At 63.1% G+C, this 15,639-nt stretch carries 17 protein-coding genes; 14 read left to right on the top strand and 3 right to left on the bottom strand.

The features are described 5' to 3' along the window. The first annotated feature begins 6 nt into the window (after nucleotides 1-6). The 7 genes from QM797_RS09050 to QM797_RS09020 all read left to right on the top strand — a co-directional run bounded on the left by QM797_RS09050 (nucleotide 7) and on the right by QM797_RS09020 (nucleotide 5,488). Entirely contained in the window at nucleotides 7-462 is a 456-nt protein-coding gene (locus tag QM797_RS09050; protein WP_283275001.1) for a MarR family winged helix-turn-helix transcriptional regulator, read from the top strand. Between the two features lie 64 nt (nucleotides 463-526). Beyond that, a complete protein-coding gene (locus QM797_RS09045) occupies nucleotides 527-799 on the top strand; it encodes a helix-turn-helix transcriptional regulator (RefSeq protein WP_283275000.1) in 273 nt (90 codons plus the stop codon). Then, a complete protein-coding gene (locus QM797_RS09040) occupies nucleotides 796-1,326 on the top strand; it encodes a hypothetical protein (protein ID WP_283274999.1) in 531 nt (176 codons plus the stop codon). The genes QM797_RS09045 and QM797_RS09040 overlap by 4 nt, the downstream gene beginning before the upstream one ends. A 4-nt stretch (nucleotides 1,327-1,330) precedes the next feature. After that, nucleotides 1,331-1,873 carry a hypothetical protein gene (locus tag QM797_RS09035; RefSeq protein WP_283274997.1) on the top strand — a complete coding sequence of 181 codons (543 nt, stop codon included), beginning with the start codon at nucleotides 1,331-1,333 and terminating at the stop codon, nucleotides 1,871-1,873. 16 nt (nucleotides 1,874-1,889) lie between these two features. Further along, nucleotides 1,890-2,783 (top strand): ABC transporter ATP-binding protein, encoded by an 894-nt coding sequence (locus QM797_RS09030; protein ID WP_032404380.1) that lies wholly within the window; start codon nucleotides 1,890-1,892, stop codon nucleotides 2,781-2,783. Continuing rightward, entirely contained in the window at nucleotides 2,780-3,979 is a 1,200-nt protein-coding gene (locus QM797_RS09025; protein ID WP_283274996.1) for an ABC transporter permease, read from the top strand. The genes QM797_RS09030 and QM797_RS09025 overlap by 4 nt, the downstream gene beginning before the upstream one ends. Before the next feature lie 24 nt (nucleotides 3,980-4,003). Further along, entirely contained in the window at nucleotides 4,004-5,488 is a 1,485-nt protein-coding gene (locus QM797_RS09020; RefSeq protein ID WP_283274994.1) for a carboxyl transferase domain-containing protein, read from the top strand. Between the two features lie 70 nt (nucleotides 5,489-5,558). Here the strand turns inward: QM797_RS09020 and QM797_RS09015 are convergent, their stop codons facing one another. After that, complete coding sequence (locus QM797_RS09015) at nucleotides 5,559-5,957, bottom strand: hypothetical protein (protein WP_283274993.1); 399 nt, start codon at nucleotides 5,955-5,957, stop codon at nucleotides 5,559-5,561. A gap of 129 nt (nucleotides 5,958-6,086) precedes the next feature. On the opposite strand from QM797_RS09015, the gene QM797_RS09010 reads away from it, so the two are divergent. The 5 genes from QM797_RS09010 (at nucleotide 6,087) to QM797_RS08990 (ending at nucleotide 11,078) form a co-directional block, all read left to right on the top strand. Further along, nucleotides 6,087-6,758, top strand: coding sequence for a methyltransferase domain-containing protein (locus tag QM797_RS09010; RefSeq protein ID WP_283274992.1), 672 nt, complete (start codon nucleotides 6,087-6,089; stop codon nucleotides 6,756-6,758). Further along, nucleotides 6,755-7,357 carry a TetR/AcrR family transcriptional regulator gene (locus QM797_RS09005; RefSeq protein ID WP_283274990.1) on the top strand — a complete coding sequence of 201 codons (603 nt, stop codon included), beginning with the start codon at nucleotides 6,755-6,757 and terminating at the stop codon, nucleotides 7,355-7,357. Before QM797_RS09010 ends, QM797_RS09005 begins: the two co-directional genes overlap by 4 nt. Nucleotides 7,358-7,458: 101 nt before the next feature. After that, a complete protein-coding gene (locus QM797_RS09000; RefSeq protein ID WP_283274989.1) occupies nucleotides 7,459-8,706 on the top strand; it encodes a molybdopterin-dependent oxidoreductase in 1,248 nt (415 codons plus the stop codon). Continuing rightward, the gene (locus QM797_RS08995) at nucleotides 8,703-9,200 is read left to right on the top strand and encodes a hypothetical protein (RefSeq protein ID WP_283274988.1); all 498 of its coding nucleotides are present in this window, start codon (nucleotides 8,703-8,705) and stop codon (nucleotides 9,198-9,200) included. Before QM797_RS09000 ends, QM797_RS08995 begins: the two co-directional genes overlap by 4 nt. A 9-nt stretch (nucleotides 9,201-9,209) precedes the next feature. Continuing rightward, entirely contained in the window at nucleotides 9,210-11,078 is a 1,869-nt protein-coding gene (locus tag QM797_RS08990; RefSeq protein ID WP_283274987.1) for a propionyl-CoA synthetase, read from the top strand. Here the strand turns inward: QM797_RS08990 and QM797_RS08985 are convergent. Continuing rightward, nucleotides 11,075-12,343 carry an ABC transporter permease gene (locus QM797_RS08985; protein ID WP_283274986.1) on the bottom strand — a complete coding sequence of 423 codons (1,269 nt, stop codon included), beginning with the start codon at nucleotides 12,341-12,343 and terminating at the stop codon, nucleotides 11,075-11,077. The two genes, QM797_RS08990 and QM797_RS08985, sit on opposite strands and share 4 nt — an antisense overlap. Further along, nucleotides 12,340-13,167 (bottom strand): ABC transporter ATP-binding protein, encoded by an 828-nt coding sequence (locus QM797_RS08980; protein ID WP_283274985.1) that lies wholly within the window; start codon nucleotides 13,165-13,167, stop codon nucleotides 12,340-12,342. The genes QM797_RS08985 and QM797_RS08980 overlap by 4 nt, the downstream gene beginning before the upstream one ends. A 408-nt stretch (nucleotides 13,168-13,575) precedes the next feature. Between QM797_RS08980 and QM797_RS08975 the strand changes: the two genes are divergently transcribed. Beyond that, complete coding sequence (locus QM797_RS08975) at nucleotides 13,576-14,661, top strand: phosphotransferase (RefSeq protein ID WP_283274984.1); 1,086 nt, start codon at nucleotides 13,576-13,578, stop codon at nucleotides 14,659-14,661. After that, a complete protein-coding gene (locus QM797_RS08970; protein WP_283274983.1) occupies nucleotides 14,658-15,635 on the top strand; it encodes a T3SS effector HopA1 family protein in 978 nt (325 codons plus the stop codon). The genes QM797_RS08975 and QM797_RS08970 overlap by 4 nt, the downstream gene beginning before the upstream one ends. The last annotated feature ends 4 nt before the right edge of the window (nucleotides 15,636-15,639 follow it).

Here is a 15,639-nt window from a genome sequence, read left to right as displayed (position 1 = left end):
CAGCACATGACACAGCCCACCTCTACCGTCCATCAGCTACGCGCACTGACCGTCGACCTCGACCTTCTGGGCGCGGAGTTCGCGCAGAGACATGCGCTCCACCCGACGGATATCCGGGCGCTGATCTGCCTCCTCGACGCGGACCGAGCCGGAACGCGCGCCACGCCCGGCTGGCTAGGAACCCAGCTGGGCCTGGAATCCGCATCGGTCACGGCCCTGGTCGATCGAATGAGCAAGCGTGACTTGGTATCACGCGAAGCGGACCCATCCGATCGCCGGCGAGTACTGCTGCGCGTGACCGCTCATGCGTCGGAACTCGGCACCACGTTCTTCGGCCCCGTCATCGGCCGTGCAGTCGACGAGCTGGCGCGTTTCACACCCGAGCAGCGGGCGACGATCGACGAGTTCCTGACGACGATGCGCGCCATCGTCGCCGACGCCCGGGAGCAACAGGAAACGTAGCCGACTCGAACAGTCCGTTATTACCCGTTGACAGATCGTTGGGTTTATACAACACTTCATTGTCATGAGCCCCATCAAGCGCGGTACCGCGCTCCCGATCTTCAACAGGGTGGGTGTTCTGCGGGCAGAACGAAAGATGAGCCGCGCGCAACTGGCCGAACTCGTCGAAGTGAATCCCCAGACGGTGGGTGCCCTCGAACGAGGCGACCACTACCCGAGCTTGGACCTCGCGATGCGGATCTGCGACGTCTTCGATCTGCCGATCGAAGCAGTGTTCTCGCGCACCGAACTCGGACCACTCTCGGCCGAACTCTTCCGAAAGGAGAAGGATCGATGACCAAGCCCGAGCCCAGCTTATTCACCCGCTACCAGGAATCCCGCACGCAAATGTTCCTGGACAGCGACAAGCACTACGCCAACTGGCTACCGTCACTACGACCCCAGGCCCGACGCCGAAAATTCGTGATCTTCTTGATGGTGTTGCTCGTTGCATCTGCCGGCTTCGCACTTTCGGACCCGGTGTTCAAGTGGGGAATCGGTTCCTGGGGGATCTGCTATGCCGTATTCGCCTTCGCGGCCATCGTCCTCGGGATCGTGTCCCCCAGGGAAGCCGAAGCCCCAGCAGACGCACTCGACGAACTCGAAATCCAAAAGCGCAACGCGGCCCGATCGATCGGCCTGACGATCACTCGGATTCTCGGAACCGCAGCTGCTGCCTACCTACTTTTCGGATCGGTATTCAGCGAAACGAACCTCGGTGTATCGGGCGCCGCACTGGTGCTGACGGCATTGAGCGCCGGGGGATCGACTCCCGCAATGCTTCTCGCGTGGACCACTCCCGATCACGATCCCGAGGACGGCTGAGATCATGAGCGAACGACCTGACATCCTCACCCGCTACCAGGCCTATCGCACGCGGCGATTCCTGGAGAACGACGCCAACACCAGACACTGGCTCCCGAAGTGGCGGACGCAGCATCGACGCCGCATTCTCGCCGTTGCCGTGATTGTCGCCGACCTGACCTTCCTTGTCATCAGCATCTCGACACTGTTCTTCCCGTGGGCTGCCATCGTCTGGATTCCGGCCGTGGTGATCTTCCTGCCGATCTGGACAGCTCTACAGACGGTGTCCGGCCGCCACAGTGATGCACCCAAGGGCGCACTCGACGAGTGGGAGATACAGCAGCGCAACGACGCTCGGTCCATCGGACTCACCGTCACACAGGGGTTGGTCCTGCTCGCGGCCTTTGCGCTGATCTTCCTGTCGACCGCCTTTCCTGACCTCCCTCGTCTCGCCTACGCCGGCGGCGGCTGGACCGCCGCGGCACTGATGATCGGAATCTCTACTCCCGCAGTCATTCTCACCTGGATCACCCCCGATCCAGAACTCGAAGATCTCGACCAGCAGTAACGACCGAAAGGGCACCATGAGCACCCTCACGATCGACTCCGTCTCCAAGAGATACGGCGACAAGATCGCCCTGGACAACCTGAGTTTCGACGTCCGGCCGGGCGAGCTGTTCGGCTTCGTCGGCAGCAACGGCGCGGGCAAGACCACCACGATGCGCATCGCATTGGGCGTACTGTCTGCAGATTCCGGCCAGGTTCTGTTGGGCGGCAAGCCTGTCGACCTCGACGTTCGCCGCACCATCGGCTACATGCCCGAGGAACGTGGCCTGTATCCGAAGATGAAGGTCGGCCCGCAATTGGCGTACATGGCCGAGCTGCACGGCTTGTCGTCCAAGGACGCCAAGGCCGCGGTGATTCGCTGGACCGAACGTCTGGGCATCGACGAGCGGGTCAACGACACCGTCGACGCGCTGAGCCTGGGTAATCAGCAGCGCGTGCAGTTGGCCGCCGCACTGGTGCACGACCCCGCAGTTCTCGTGCTGGACGAGCCGTTCTCTGGCCTCGACCCGATCGCCGTCGACGTCATGAGCGAGGTCCTGCGCGAAAAGGCCGCTGCCGGAGTGCCGGTGGTGTTCTCGAGCCACCAGCTCGATCTGGTGCAACGCCTGTGCGACCGCGTCGGCATCATCGCCGCCGGGTCGATGAAAGCCGTCGGCACCGTCGACGAACTACGCGGATCGGGAGATTCGCACCTGCACGTCCACGCACCGAACGCTGCCCCCGGATGGGCGTCGGGCATCGACGGAGTGAGCATCCTCGGCCAGAGCGACGGCATCACCGTTCTGGGGTTGGCACCGGGAGCCGACGATCAATCAGTTCTGCGGGCCGCGCTCGCGACCGGGCCGGTACACGAATTCTCCATCCAGAAACCTTCCCTGAGCGACCTGTTCCGAGAGGCGGTAGTGGCATGAGCTCACAACTGAATTCCTTCAGCGCGGTCTCACTGATCGCCAAGCGCGAGTTCACCGTTCAGGTGATGAAGAAGAGCTTCGTCATCAGCAACGTCATCATTCTGGCCGTCATCGTCGGCGGAATCATCGCATTCTCGATCTTCTCCGGCAGCGGCGACGAAGAGCGCGACGTCGTCGGCATCGCGGGCAATCAGTCCATCGCGGCCGTAGTGGAAGCAACCGGCGACGCCGTCGGTTCTCCGGTCGAAGTTCGCGAGATCGCCGACGCCGCGGCCGCACGGAGCGGCGTCGAATCGGGAGATCTCGATGTGGCGTTGGTCCCGGACGGCACTGCGGGCGCGTACACGGCAGTCACCGACTCCGATCTGGCCGGGACCTTGAGAGCAGTCGTCGAAGGCAGTGTCGCGACGCAGGCGACCAATACTGCACTGGCGCAACAGGGCGTAGACCAGAACGTGCTCGCCGCCGCAGCGAATGCCGCGACGGTCACTGTCGACGCGATCGATCCGCCGGACCCCGAAGCCGGTCAGCGGACCGCTCTGGCCCTGTCGGCAGTATTCCTGCTCTACGCCCAGATCATCGGCTTCGGCATGTACGTCGCGATGGGCGTCGTCGAAGAGAAGTCCTCACGTGTCGTCGAACTGCTGCTCTCCACCGTTCGCCCACTGCAGCTGCTGTGGGGCAAGATCCTCGGCATCGGTGCGGTCGGCATCCTGCAGCTCGCACTGTACGGAATTGCCGGTGTGGGAGCAGGATTGGGCACGGGCGTACTCACCGTCACCGGCGCCGCGGTCAGTGTCTTCGCTGCCACGCTGGCCTGGTTCATCCTGGGCTTTGCCTTCTTCGCGGTGCTCTATGCGGCGGGCGGGTCGATGGTCTCGCGGCAGGAGGACGTGAACTCGACGACAATGCCGCTCCTGATCCTGATCATGGCAATGTTCTTCGCCGCCTTCTACTCAGTCAGCGATCCGGAAAGCACACTCGCGAACACATTGAGCTGGATCCCCCCGTTCTCCGCGATCATGATGCCGTTGCGCATCGCCGCCGGCGTGACCTCACCGGTGCAGATCGTCGGATCGGCGGTCCTGATGATCGTCACCACCGCAATCCTGGCGATGGGTGCAGCGAAGATCTACCAGCGCTCCATTCTGCGAATCGGCAAGACCGTCTCCTGGAAGGAAGCGTTTGCTCGCTAGGGTTCGCTGCGTAGGCTCCCCGATATGAGCCCACGGACATCCGCCGCCGAGATTCTCGACTCCGTTCTCGACGGCGGATCGTTCGTGTCGTGGGACTCCACGCCCGTGGACGTCCATCCTGGGGAGTCCTATCTGAGGGACCTGGCCAAGGCTCGCGAGAAGAGTGGCGTCGACGAATCGGTGTCGACGGGCGAGGGCACCATCGAGGGTCGACGCGTGGTGATCATCGCCTGCGAGTTCGCCTTTCTCGCCGGGTCCATCGGCGTTGCGGCGGCCGAGCGCATCACCTCCGCTGTCGAACGCGCCACCGCCGAACGGTTGCCGCTGATCGCCTCCCCCACGTCCGGTGGAACACGGATGCAGGAGGGCACACTCGCGTTCGTGCAGATGGTCAAGATCGCCGCTGCCGTCACCGCGCACAAGATGGCACATCTGCCATACCTGGTGTACCTCCGCAATCCCACGACCGGCGGGGTGTTCGCATCCTGGGGATCGTTGGCCCACGTCACCGTCGCCGAACCCGGAGCACTCATCGGCTTCCTCGGCCCCCGCGTCTATCAGGCGTTGTACGACAAGCCTTTTCCTAACGGAGTCCAGACCGCCGAGAACCTCTACCAACACGGGGTCATCGACGGGGTGGTGCCGGTCGATCAGTTGAGAAATCTGCTCACCCGAGCCCTGCGGGTGATCGTCGACGCCCCGACGTGGACCGATATCGCTGATGACAGTCCCGCACCCATGATCGAGCGGTCGGCCTGGCATTCGGTGCAGTCGTCGCGTCGCACCGATCGCCCCGGAATTCGTCAACTGATCGAACATGCTGCCACCGAGCAGGTTCCACTCAGTGGTACCGGGCAGGGCGAGGCCGATACCTCGATTCTGTTGTCGCTGTGCCGCATCCGCGGTATCTCCTGCGTGTTGTTCGGAAACGACCGGAGCAGCAGCTCGGCCAGCGCGACAATGGGCCCGGCGGCATTGCGCGAGGCCCGGCGCGGAATGCGGCTGGCCGAGGAACTACGTATCCCTCTGGTGCTCGTGATCGATACGTTCGGCGCAGCACTGTCCAAGGAAGCCGAGGAAGGCGGCCTGGCACCCGAGATCGCACGCTCCATTTCGGATCTGGTCACCGTCGACACTCCCACGGTCTCGGTGCTGCTCGGCCAGGGCACCGGCGGCGGAGCACTCGCGCTGCTGCCTGCCGATAGAGTCCTGTGCGCTCAGAACGCCTGGCTCGCACCACTTCCGCCCGAGGGTGCCAGTGCCATCGTGCACCGCGATACCGTCCACGCTGCAGAGATGGCCGAGGCACAGGGCATCAGGTCGATCGATCTAATGCGCGACGGCATCGTCGACGTCATCGTTCCCGAACTCCCCGACGCCGCCGACGAACCGGCTGCGTTCTCCGGTCGCATCGCCGATGCCATCGCCCGCGAACTGCACGCGCTGTCGACCGTCGATCCCGCCGCCCGCGCTCAGTCCAGACTCGGTCGCTACCGCACGCTGGGATGAGCGGCTTCGCCGCATGTGAGCGGGCGCCCCCAATAGGTCGTTCCGCAGGCTCCACTCCCGCCGACCCCCGCTACGAGTTTTCGTGCACCTGCGAGGTCACGAGCGCTACCACGTCACCCGCGCGCAGGTCGGCGGGTAGCTCCACCGGACTGACACAGCTGCGCCCTGGGCTGTGCACGTCGACCTTGACCACCGGACCCACCGAATGTCGGTTGACCACCACGGCCTGCAGCAGGTCACCGAACTCGGCATCGACGCCCACTTCGCCTGCGATGACCGAGCGCACCCGAGTCACCAGAATGCGGCCCCACTGCACCGGAGTGCCCTGAGCATCGGCAAGATCCTCCAGTGCAACGCCGTCGACGGTGATTCGGCCGCACACACAGTGCGTATCGGCGGGCCACAGCGATGGATCGCACCGCGCAACATAGGCGGAACCGAGAGACGGAAGCATGTCCAGAAGAGTCATGAGAAGCAGTCTTGCGCCGCGCGGTGCCGTCGAACAGAGGTGTTGACGCAATCTTGACGGCGCAGCATCGAATATTGACGCAGACCGGCACCAGTACACAAAACTGTACTCACTGGTACATTCAGTCGGGTGATTGCAGACGACGTCTATCGCCGCGGCCGAGCCGGCCTGCCCTCGTGGATCACCGACTACGACGGCCGCCGCACCGAACTTCCAATCGCGCGCTGGATGGGCGGAACCCATTCGACGGTCGAAGACATCCGGGCGGACGAAGCCTCGATTGCCTTCTGCAGCGGCCCCACCCTCGACCTCGGCTGTGGACCAGGGCGTTTGACCGAAGCTCTCACCCGCGCCGGCGTTCCCGCTCTGGGAGTCGACACATCCTCGGTCGCTGTGGAGATGACGAATCACCGGGGTGGATTCGCTGTGGAACAGGACATATTCTCGGCACTCCCCAGCGCCGGCCAATGGTCACACGTACTGCTCGCAGACGGCAACATCGGCATCGGTGGTGATCCTGCCGCGCTACTGGCGACGGTTCGAGCACTGCTGCACGAGAGCGGGACGGCCATCGTCGAAGTCGAGTCCACGTCCGATGTCGACGATCGGAACCGAATGGTCCGATGGGAAACCGAGGACTCGGTGGGCGAGTGGTTCACTTGGGCCAGCGTCGGCGCGAGCGCGCTGTACGCGCTGGCGGTGACCACGGGCCTTCGAGTCCGTCGAACCATCGAATCGAACGGACGAGTGTTCGTGGAACTCGCTGTTCACAGCATCGACCGAGGAGCCGAGGACCCGTGAGCAAGGAGCTGCCGAGAACGGCCAAGGGCAGACGAACCAGAGCTGCGATCGTCGACGCCGCAGCATCGATGATGTACACCCACGGCGTTGCCGGGACGACTCTCGACGACGTACTCACCGCGTCCGAGACCGGAAAATCGCAGCTCTATCACTACTTTTCCGATAAGTCGGACCTGGTCGAAGCTGTTATCGCACGTCAACTCGAACGCGTTCTCGCCGCCCAGCCACGACTGGCTCACATCGACAGCCTCGAGGACATCGACGCATGGGCCGCCGAGATCGTCCGCAATCACGAGCAGCCTGGAGGGCCGTTCTCGTGCCCCCTCGGTTCGCTCGCTGCTGAACTCAAGAACGACGCGGCGTTCGTTCCCACCCTGCACGCCGCGTTCCGACGCTGGGAGCAACCACTCGAGCAGGGACTTCATCGCATGATCGACCGAGGCGAACTCGACGTGGCGACCGATCCGGCCGCCGCCGCCGCTACCTTGATCGCCTCACTGCAAGGCGGAATGCTGATCGCCCGCATCGCGGGCGATGTGCAACCGCTGCGCGACACGCTTGACGCAGCAGTTGCCGCGTTGCGTCGGCGCGCAACCTGAGAACTGACGCCGGGACGAACCCTGGCGAAAGGACCGCCAGTGAGCTAACCTCGACCTCACAGTTTGTACTATTGGGTACAAAAGTGGAGACGGGAACCAGAATGCAACGAATTCCCACGTTCCGTAGCCCGATCCGCGGCGTCTGGTTCACGTCGGTCCTCGCCTCCGTCCTGCTCGTCGCGCTGCCGATCGTCACGATCACCGGTCTCATCTCCTGGGCCGCCTACGGTCCTCAATTCGGCCAAGCCATGCCGGGCGACGTCGGATGGCTACGGATACCGTCGTTCGACTGGCCGACGGAGCCCGCCTGGCTGTACCGGCTCACCCAAGGCCTCCATGTGGGGCTCGGACTGGTCATGGTGCCGATCGTGCTGGCCAAGCTGTGGTCGGTGATCCCGAAATTGATCGAGATGCCCCCGATTCGCAGTGTCGCGCATCTTCTCGAGCGAATATCGTTGCTGGCGTTGGTCGGTGGCATCCTCTTCGAGATCATCACCGGTGTGCTGAACATTCAGTACGACTACGTCTTCGGATTCAGTTTCTACACCGCGCACTACTGGGGTGCCTGGGTGTTCATCGCCGGATTCCTCGCCCACGTAGTGCTGAAGTTTCCGACCATGGTCACGGCGCTGCGAACCAGACCGTTCCTGGAACTGATGCGCATCAAGGTGGCCGACACGGTACCCGACGCCGATGACGAATCAGGTTTGGCCACAACCGATCCCGCTCCAGCAACGATCAGCCGACGCGGAGCGCTCACGCTCGTCGGCGGCAGCGCACTGTTCGTCGCCGTCCTCAGCGCCGGACAGACGACGGGCGGCTTTCTTCGCGATGCGGCGATCCTGCTCCCCCGCGGGCGGTCCTACGGCAACGGACCCAACGACTTTCAGATCAATCGGACTGCACAGTCTGCCGGCGTCACCGATGCGCAGACCGGAGATTCATGGCGGCTGACCGTGCGGGCCGGCAGTACCGAGGTCGTGCTCAGTAGAGCCCAACTCGAGCAGATGCCCATGCACACCGTCGAACTCCCGATTTCCTGTGTCGAAGGCTGGTCGACGGTGCAGACGTGGACCGGTGTTCGGCTGCGCGATCTCGCCGCAGTCGCGGGCATCGACGCCGTCGACACCGGTGAAGTACGTTCCCTGGAGCCGGTCGGGTCCTTCAACCGAGTCACCTTCGGGGGACACCAGATGATGCATCCCGACTCGCTTCTCGCCCTTCGGGTGAACGGGGCGGACCTGTCTCTCGATCACGGTTATCCCGCTCGCATCATGATGCCGGCGATTCCCGGGGTACATGCCACCAAGTGGATCGAATCCATCGAATTCTTCGGGGAGAACGCATGAGCACGTTTCGGGCGCGCTACGGCGCCGGCCCGCTGCATCTGGCCGTGACGGCCTGCTGCCTCGCACTGGCCGTTGTCGTGGTCCTGACGATCGGCTTTCCAGCACTGTGGAACACCGACGTGTGGTGGCAGTCCATCGGCCTCTGGTTCGTCGGTGCCGCCGTCGTGCACGATGCGATCCTGTTTCCGCTGTATGCCGTGCTCGACAGAACTCTGGTTGCTCGACTGGGCAGGTTCGTCAACGCGGTTCGCATCCCTGCGCTCGGTGCGGGTCTGAGCCTGCTGCTCTTCGCACCGGGGATCTTCTCGCACGGAAGCGAGACGTACGAGGCCGCCACGGGTCTGACGCAGGAGCCGTACGCAATGCGATGGTTGCTGTTGGTAGCGGGCATGTTCGCGGCCAGCGCAGGGTTCTACGGTGGCCGCGAAGTGCTCCGGACGCTACGTTCACGCCCCGTTGGCGATAACTCGAAACGGCAGGACGTGCCCAACTAGGCTCGGCACATGAGTGGTGAGTATCGGCAGGCCTTCGACGACAGCATCGACAACCGCGAGCAATTCTGGCTCGATGCCGCAACGGGAGTCGACTGGGATACACCGCCTACCAGCGCGTTCGACGGCTCGCAGTGGTTTCCTGGGGCCCGTCTGAACACCTGCTTCAACGCCCTCGACCGGCACGTCGACGCCGGGCACGGCGACCGGACCGCGTTGATCTACGACTCGGCGATGCTCGGACTCACCCGCAGCTACACCTACGCCGAACTGCTCGACCAGGTCGCTCGCTTCGCCGGGGTACTCCGCGGGCAGGGCGTAGGGCCGGGCGACCGCGTGGTGATCTACCTACCGATGATTCCCGAGGCCGTCGTCGCGATGCTGGCGTGTGCGCGACTCGGTGCGGTGCACTCGGTGGTCTTCGGCGGCTTCGCGGCCAAGGAGCTCGCAGCGCGCATCGACGACGCCGAGCCAGTGCTGCTGATCACCGCGAGCGGTGGATTCGAGCCGGGGCGCGTCATCGAATACCTTCCCCTGGTGCAGCGCGCCCTCACTCTGACGACCGCCGACGCACCGTCGGTGATCGTGAAATCACGAGAGGGAATTCCCGGCGACCACGACTGGCTGGACTGGGACACCCTCATCGCCGACGCCACCGCCGCACAACCGGTTTCGGTGCTGGCTACCGCTCCGCTGTACATCCTCTATACCTCGGGAACAACGGGTAAGCCCAAGGGCGTGGTACGCGACAACGGCGGCCATGCGGTCGCGTTGACGTGGTCGATGCGCAACATCTACGACGTGGGGCCCGGCCAGGTGATGTGGACGGCGTCCGATGTCGGCTGGGTCGTCGGACATTCGTACATCGTCTACGCACCGCTCTTCGCCGGTGCCACAACGGTTCTGTACGAGGGCAAGCCCGTCGGCACTCCAGATGCAGGCGCATTCTGGCGGGTGATCCAGGATCACGGTGTCCGCGCCCTGTTCACCGCACCGACTGCGCTGCGCGCGATCCGCAAGGTCGATCCCCACGCCGCCGAGCTCGAGAAATACGACACCTCCTCGCTCGAAACTCTGTTCGTCGCCGGAGAACGCCTGGATCCCGATACCTACGAGTGGATTTCGCGCACGCTCGATCGACCGGTGGTCGACCACTGGTGGCAGACCGAGACCGGGTGGGCGATCTGCGCCAATCTTCGGGGCCTGGAGCCACTTCCGATCAAACCCGGATCGCCGACGGTACCGGTACCCGGCTTCCAGGTGGGCATCCTCGACGCGTCGGGCAATCCGGTGGACGCAGGCACCGAGGGCAACATCGTCGTGCAGCTGCCACTGCCGCCGGGAGCACTGGTAGGTCTGTGGAACGACGAATCACGTTTCCAGCGTTCGTATCTCGATACGTTCCCCGGCTACTACCTCACCGGCGATTCCGGCTACATCGACGCCGACGGCTACGTCTACGTACTCGGGCGCAGCGACGACGTCATCAATGTCGCCGGCCACCGTCTGTCGACCGGGTCGATGGAGGCGGTGCTCGCCGGCCACCCCGCCGTGGCCGAATGCGCTGTCATCGGGATCCATGACGATCTCAAGGGCCAGCGCCCCAGCGGTTACGTAGTGCTCAAGGCCGGGGAGAACATCACCGAGGAGCAGTTGCGTACCGAATTGGTGGCCATGGTGCGCGATCAAATAGGCGCGCTGGCGACGTTCCGCGACGTGACGGTCGTCGGAGCGCTTCCGAAGACCCGATCGGGCAAGATCCTGAGGAAGACGATGCGCCAGATCGTCGCCGGCGAGGAGTACGGCGTGCCGTCGACCATCGAGGATCCAGCCGTCCTCGATGCACTGGAGAAGTTGCTCGGCCGTCGACCGAGCAGCTAACGTGTGGGGTCCGGCTGCACGGCGGCGACTGATGTGGCCTCGGAGTGCTTGGAACGCAGCGCCTCGGACCACGTAACCCGCGCTCCCGTCTTCAGGATCGATCGCTGGTAGACCCGAGCAGCAATCCAGGACACCCCCAGGCACGCGCCGATCATGATGACGAACGTGCCGATGATTTGGACAGCGTCGGTGTCGCCGGTCGCAATTCGGATCGGCATCAGTGACGCCGAGAACGGTGGGATCCAACTCATCACTCGCACGAATCCCGAGTCGAGTGAGTTGATACCGAAGATCGCGACGTAAAGGGTCGCCATCGACAGGATCGCAAGCGGCATGGAGGCTGCACCGAGCTCTTCCTGCCGCGACACCATCGCGCCTGTGGCGGCGTACAGCGTCGAGAAGAACAAGTACCCGAGCAGAAACCACGCCACCGACGCAAGCATCATCGATATCGCAACCGACGGTACGTCCAAGAGTCCGGTGAGAGAGGCAGTGACGGTGGCCAGAACCCCCAACACCATCACTTCGAAGAATGCCACGAGACCGATGCCGAGAATTTTGCCCCACAGAAGATGTAGAGGACGCACCGCTGCGAGAAGCAGTTCGACGATCCGTGACGATTTCTCCTCGACAACTCCTGCCGCAACCATGGTGCCTCCCAACATGATCGACATCAACAGCACGATGACGCCGACCATCGCGACAGCGATTCGCTGGTCCCGGTACGGTTCTGGAGGATTCGCCGGCACTACAGCAAGTGCGGAATCCGCCGCGGCCTCGCTGGAAATCTGAGAGAAATCGATATTCCGTTCGGCAAGCACCTCGGTGACGGCGCGCGTAGCAACGGCACCTCGAACAACCGTTTCCAATGCAGTGTCCACCGTGTCCGGCGTGTAGGCGGTGTAACCGTCGCCATCCGATCGAAGTACCAGCGCGAGGGCGAGGTCCCCACTCGCGGTCGCCGTGCGGGCACTCGGTTCATCGGGGATTTGCACCATCTCGATTCGCGCGCCCGAGGCACCGGCCTCATCGGAGATCGCCTGCGAGACAACCTGATCGACTCCGACGAGACCAACCCTCTGCGTGTCGTCACTACCGCTACCGAGAATCGACCACACCGAAATCCCGCCGACCACGACCGCGATCAAGACAATGTTGCTGAGAAGAAACGACTTGGCGCGCACTCTCGTGCGAATTTCCCGGGAAGCGATCAGTGACACTGCCTCACGCGCCCGTAGGCGAGTCTCGGTGGTTCGTTCTTTCATTGCGCCACAACCTCTCTGAACAGAGTGCTCAACGACGGTCTCTCCTGCGCAAACCGATGGACAGGGCCCAGTTCGAGTGCGGCTTGCAGGATTGCTTGCTCGTCGGCACCAGGCGACAGCGAGAGTTCCACCGTTCCAGGGCTGTACACCGCGTCGACGACACCGGGCAGTCCATCGGCCCACCCTGTCGCGCCTCTCCCGTCGATGCGAAGCGTGCTGGCTCCTCTCGAGCGCAGGTCGTCGACTGACCCCAGCGCACGCATGCGTCCCCCAGCGATGATGCCGACTCGATCGCACAACCGCTCCACCAGTTCGAGTTGGTGACTCGAGAACAGGATCGGAACTCCCTCGGCTGCTTGCTCTTTCAAGACATCGCTCATCACATCGACCGCGATGGGGTCCAGACCCGAAAATGGCTCGTCGAGAACGAGAACCGTTGGATCGTGAACGAGTGCCGCAGCGAGTTGAGCGCGCTGCTGATTTCCCAGACTGAGGTCGCCGACGTTGTCGTCGGCACGTTCGTGCAGACCGAGCCGGCGAATCCAACGCTCCGCGTTTTCGGCCGCTCGCTCTCTCGTCGCGCCGTGCAATCTCGCAAGGTACCGAAGCTGTTCCACCACTGCCATCTTGGGATACAGCCCACGCTCCTCCGGCATGTATCCGATCGACCGCCTCGACCGGTGGTCCAGTTCGCGACCATCGAGGAGAACGCGGCCGGCATCTGCCGACTGCACGCCGAGCACGATCCTCATGGTGGTGGACTTCCCTGCTCCGTTACTGCCGACGAAGCCGAAGATCTCACCGGGCTGGACCGAGAAAGTCATATCCACGAGTGCAGAGACAACTCCATAAGATTTGTGGACGCCATCCACAGTCAGCGCGCCCCCGTGTCGGTTGACAGTCACGTGTTTCCTCTCGTCGAGTTCTTCGAGGCATGGAATCGACGACTGCTTCGCTACAACGCCGTCGAGAATCGATCGTCTGCGGCCGAGTGTAGGACGCGATGTCCGTCTTGCATAGCCCTGTATCCATGCACCGCTCTACGAAACATTTTGCAGAGGAACAAATTTGGTCAATATGGACAAACTCAATACTTCAACTAATTAGTTCACATAAAGTTCACTTACCAAACAGCGCGGATGGTATGTCGCATCAGTTACTCTCGGTAACGATCTCGCGTTACGGCTCCTGCCAGATGCTCACCGCTCACCAAGCAGAGAGGCACACCAATTGTGACGACCTTCCGATTGTCCCCGGCCGAGATGTTTCCGGGCCTCGAGGCACTGTTGTCCAACCGCGGGCTAGGCGTGCTGGAAGCGTCGGACAGACACAGTTTCTACGGACGGAACGAAACCCTCGCCGGTACCACCAGTCTCGGCGATCGATTGTTCGCCAAACGCTTCCTCGGCGACACCGACGCCGAACGGTTTCAGCGAACGGTGCTTGCCGAATCTCTGTGTACCGAGGGCTTCACGACTCCTCGCATCGTTGCCACGGACCCAGAGAATTCTCTGATCGTGTTCGAGCAGATCGTCGAAGCACGCTCCGGGCTGGAGCTCAGCGTCGAGAAGGGCGCGTTGACGACCGATCAAGCCCGACGGTGCGGAGAGCTGACCGCGGCAATTCACAACATCGCCCCCGCTTCGGTGACACCCCATCCTCACCCGACGTGGCGTCTGATCGGGATCACGGAGGTCACTCTCGACCGATATCTCGGCGCCACGGCCGCCGAAATTGCAGTATGGCAATTACTCCATGCAGACATGGAACTCGCGCGTTCGATCGACACACTGCTACGGGACGAGGTCGGCGACGTACCGATCCACGGCGACCTCCGGTTCGACCAGTTCCTGTTTTCGAATGACGACACATACATTCTGGACCTAGAAGATCTCCAACTCGGTGACCGAGCGCGTGATCTCGGTTCCATGGTGGGCGAATGGCTGTACTACGCGATCGCAGATGTACCTTCGCTGCTGGCCGGCGAATCCGAGGACCCGAACGTCACCCGAGAACTGGTCAGCGAGGTAGCGGCGGCCCAATTCGAGAACGCAAAGCCACTGGTCCGGGCCTTCACCGACGGGTATCGAGGGCGTGTGACCCACCTCGATGCGTCCAACACAGATCACTGCAGGCCGTTACCGGAACGCGTCGCGGCCTTCGCCGGCTGGCATCTGTGGGACCGAATGATTGCGCTTGCCGGTTCCATGTCGTCTGTTTCGGCCGTGGCGCGGGCCGCGGCGGGGATCGGCCGATCGTTGGTCTTGCAACCAGAATCACACGCACACAGTTTGGGAATCGAGGGACTGATCCGATGACCACCACCGCCGACACGAAATCCGGTCTGCTGGCCGACCTCCTCGACGATATTTCCGTCGATCTCGAATCCACCTCTGCGCAATACGCAGGCGACACGATAGACGCTCGAACGCGTGGAGCGCTCATCGCCCGTTTGTCGGACCGTATCTATGTGCGCGAGCACGCGGGCCGGGATCCGAAAGCCGCCCAATTCGTCAAGCGGGGTTCAGGCAACGCGTTCGAGCACGACATCGCCTCTGCAGCAGCTGACTTCGTGTCGGTAACGCCGGTCGACATCGTGGATCGACGGGACGCCGACCGGTGGATCGTGATGCATCAGGGAGTGAGAATTGCCGTTCCGGCGCGATCGGTGACAGAGACAAGGGACGGGGCGTCGATTCGGCTCGACGGCCGCAGACCACGGGTATCGCCCGGCTTCTTTCTGGTCCGCGGCAGTCGCCGTCCTTTCGTCGGCCGCGGCACGCTGGTGCGGCTGTACTGCACCGTAGACAATCCGGTTGCCGCGCTCGGGCTCTGGCGGACCCTGGTTCGATTCCTCGGAGAGCAAGATGTGCCGTGGCAGATGAAGATGATCTCGGACGCGCCACTGTTGGGTAGAAACGATTCTCTTGTCATCTACTTCCCACGCCGAGCATGGCCCACAATTCCGGCTGTGGTCGAGGCAATCGCGTTGTCCGATACGACGTCCGATCGTCACTCACCGTTCACCACACGCGTGGGACCAGGAATTTCCTACGCCTTCGAGCCGGCCGACCCCGACCCTCGATCCACTGCGATGAGCTTCGGACAACATCGCTCGACTGCCGTGGCGGAAGCGCTGATCAGTCATGCGGCCGGTTCCGCCCTGACCGCGAAGCCGAAAAGTGAATACCTGGTCGAGCGCCTCGCCGCCCGTGGAATCGATCCAACGGACCTCAGTCGCAATCTTTCTTCCCCTATTGTTCCGTGGCTCGACGAAATGCGAAAGGACTGAACTC

It is taken from the genome of Rhodococcus sp. IEGM 1381, from assembly GCF_030056795.1.
In the GTDB taxonomy this organism is placed as follows: domain Bacteria; phylum Actinomycetota; class Actinomycetes; order Mycobacteriales; family Mycobacteriaceae; genus Rhodococcoides.
This window is presented reverse-complemented; position numbering and strand designations above follow the sequence as displayed.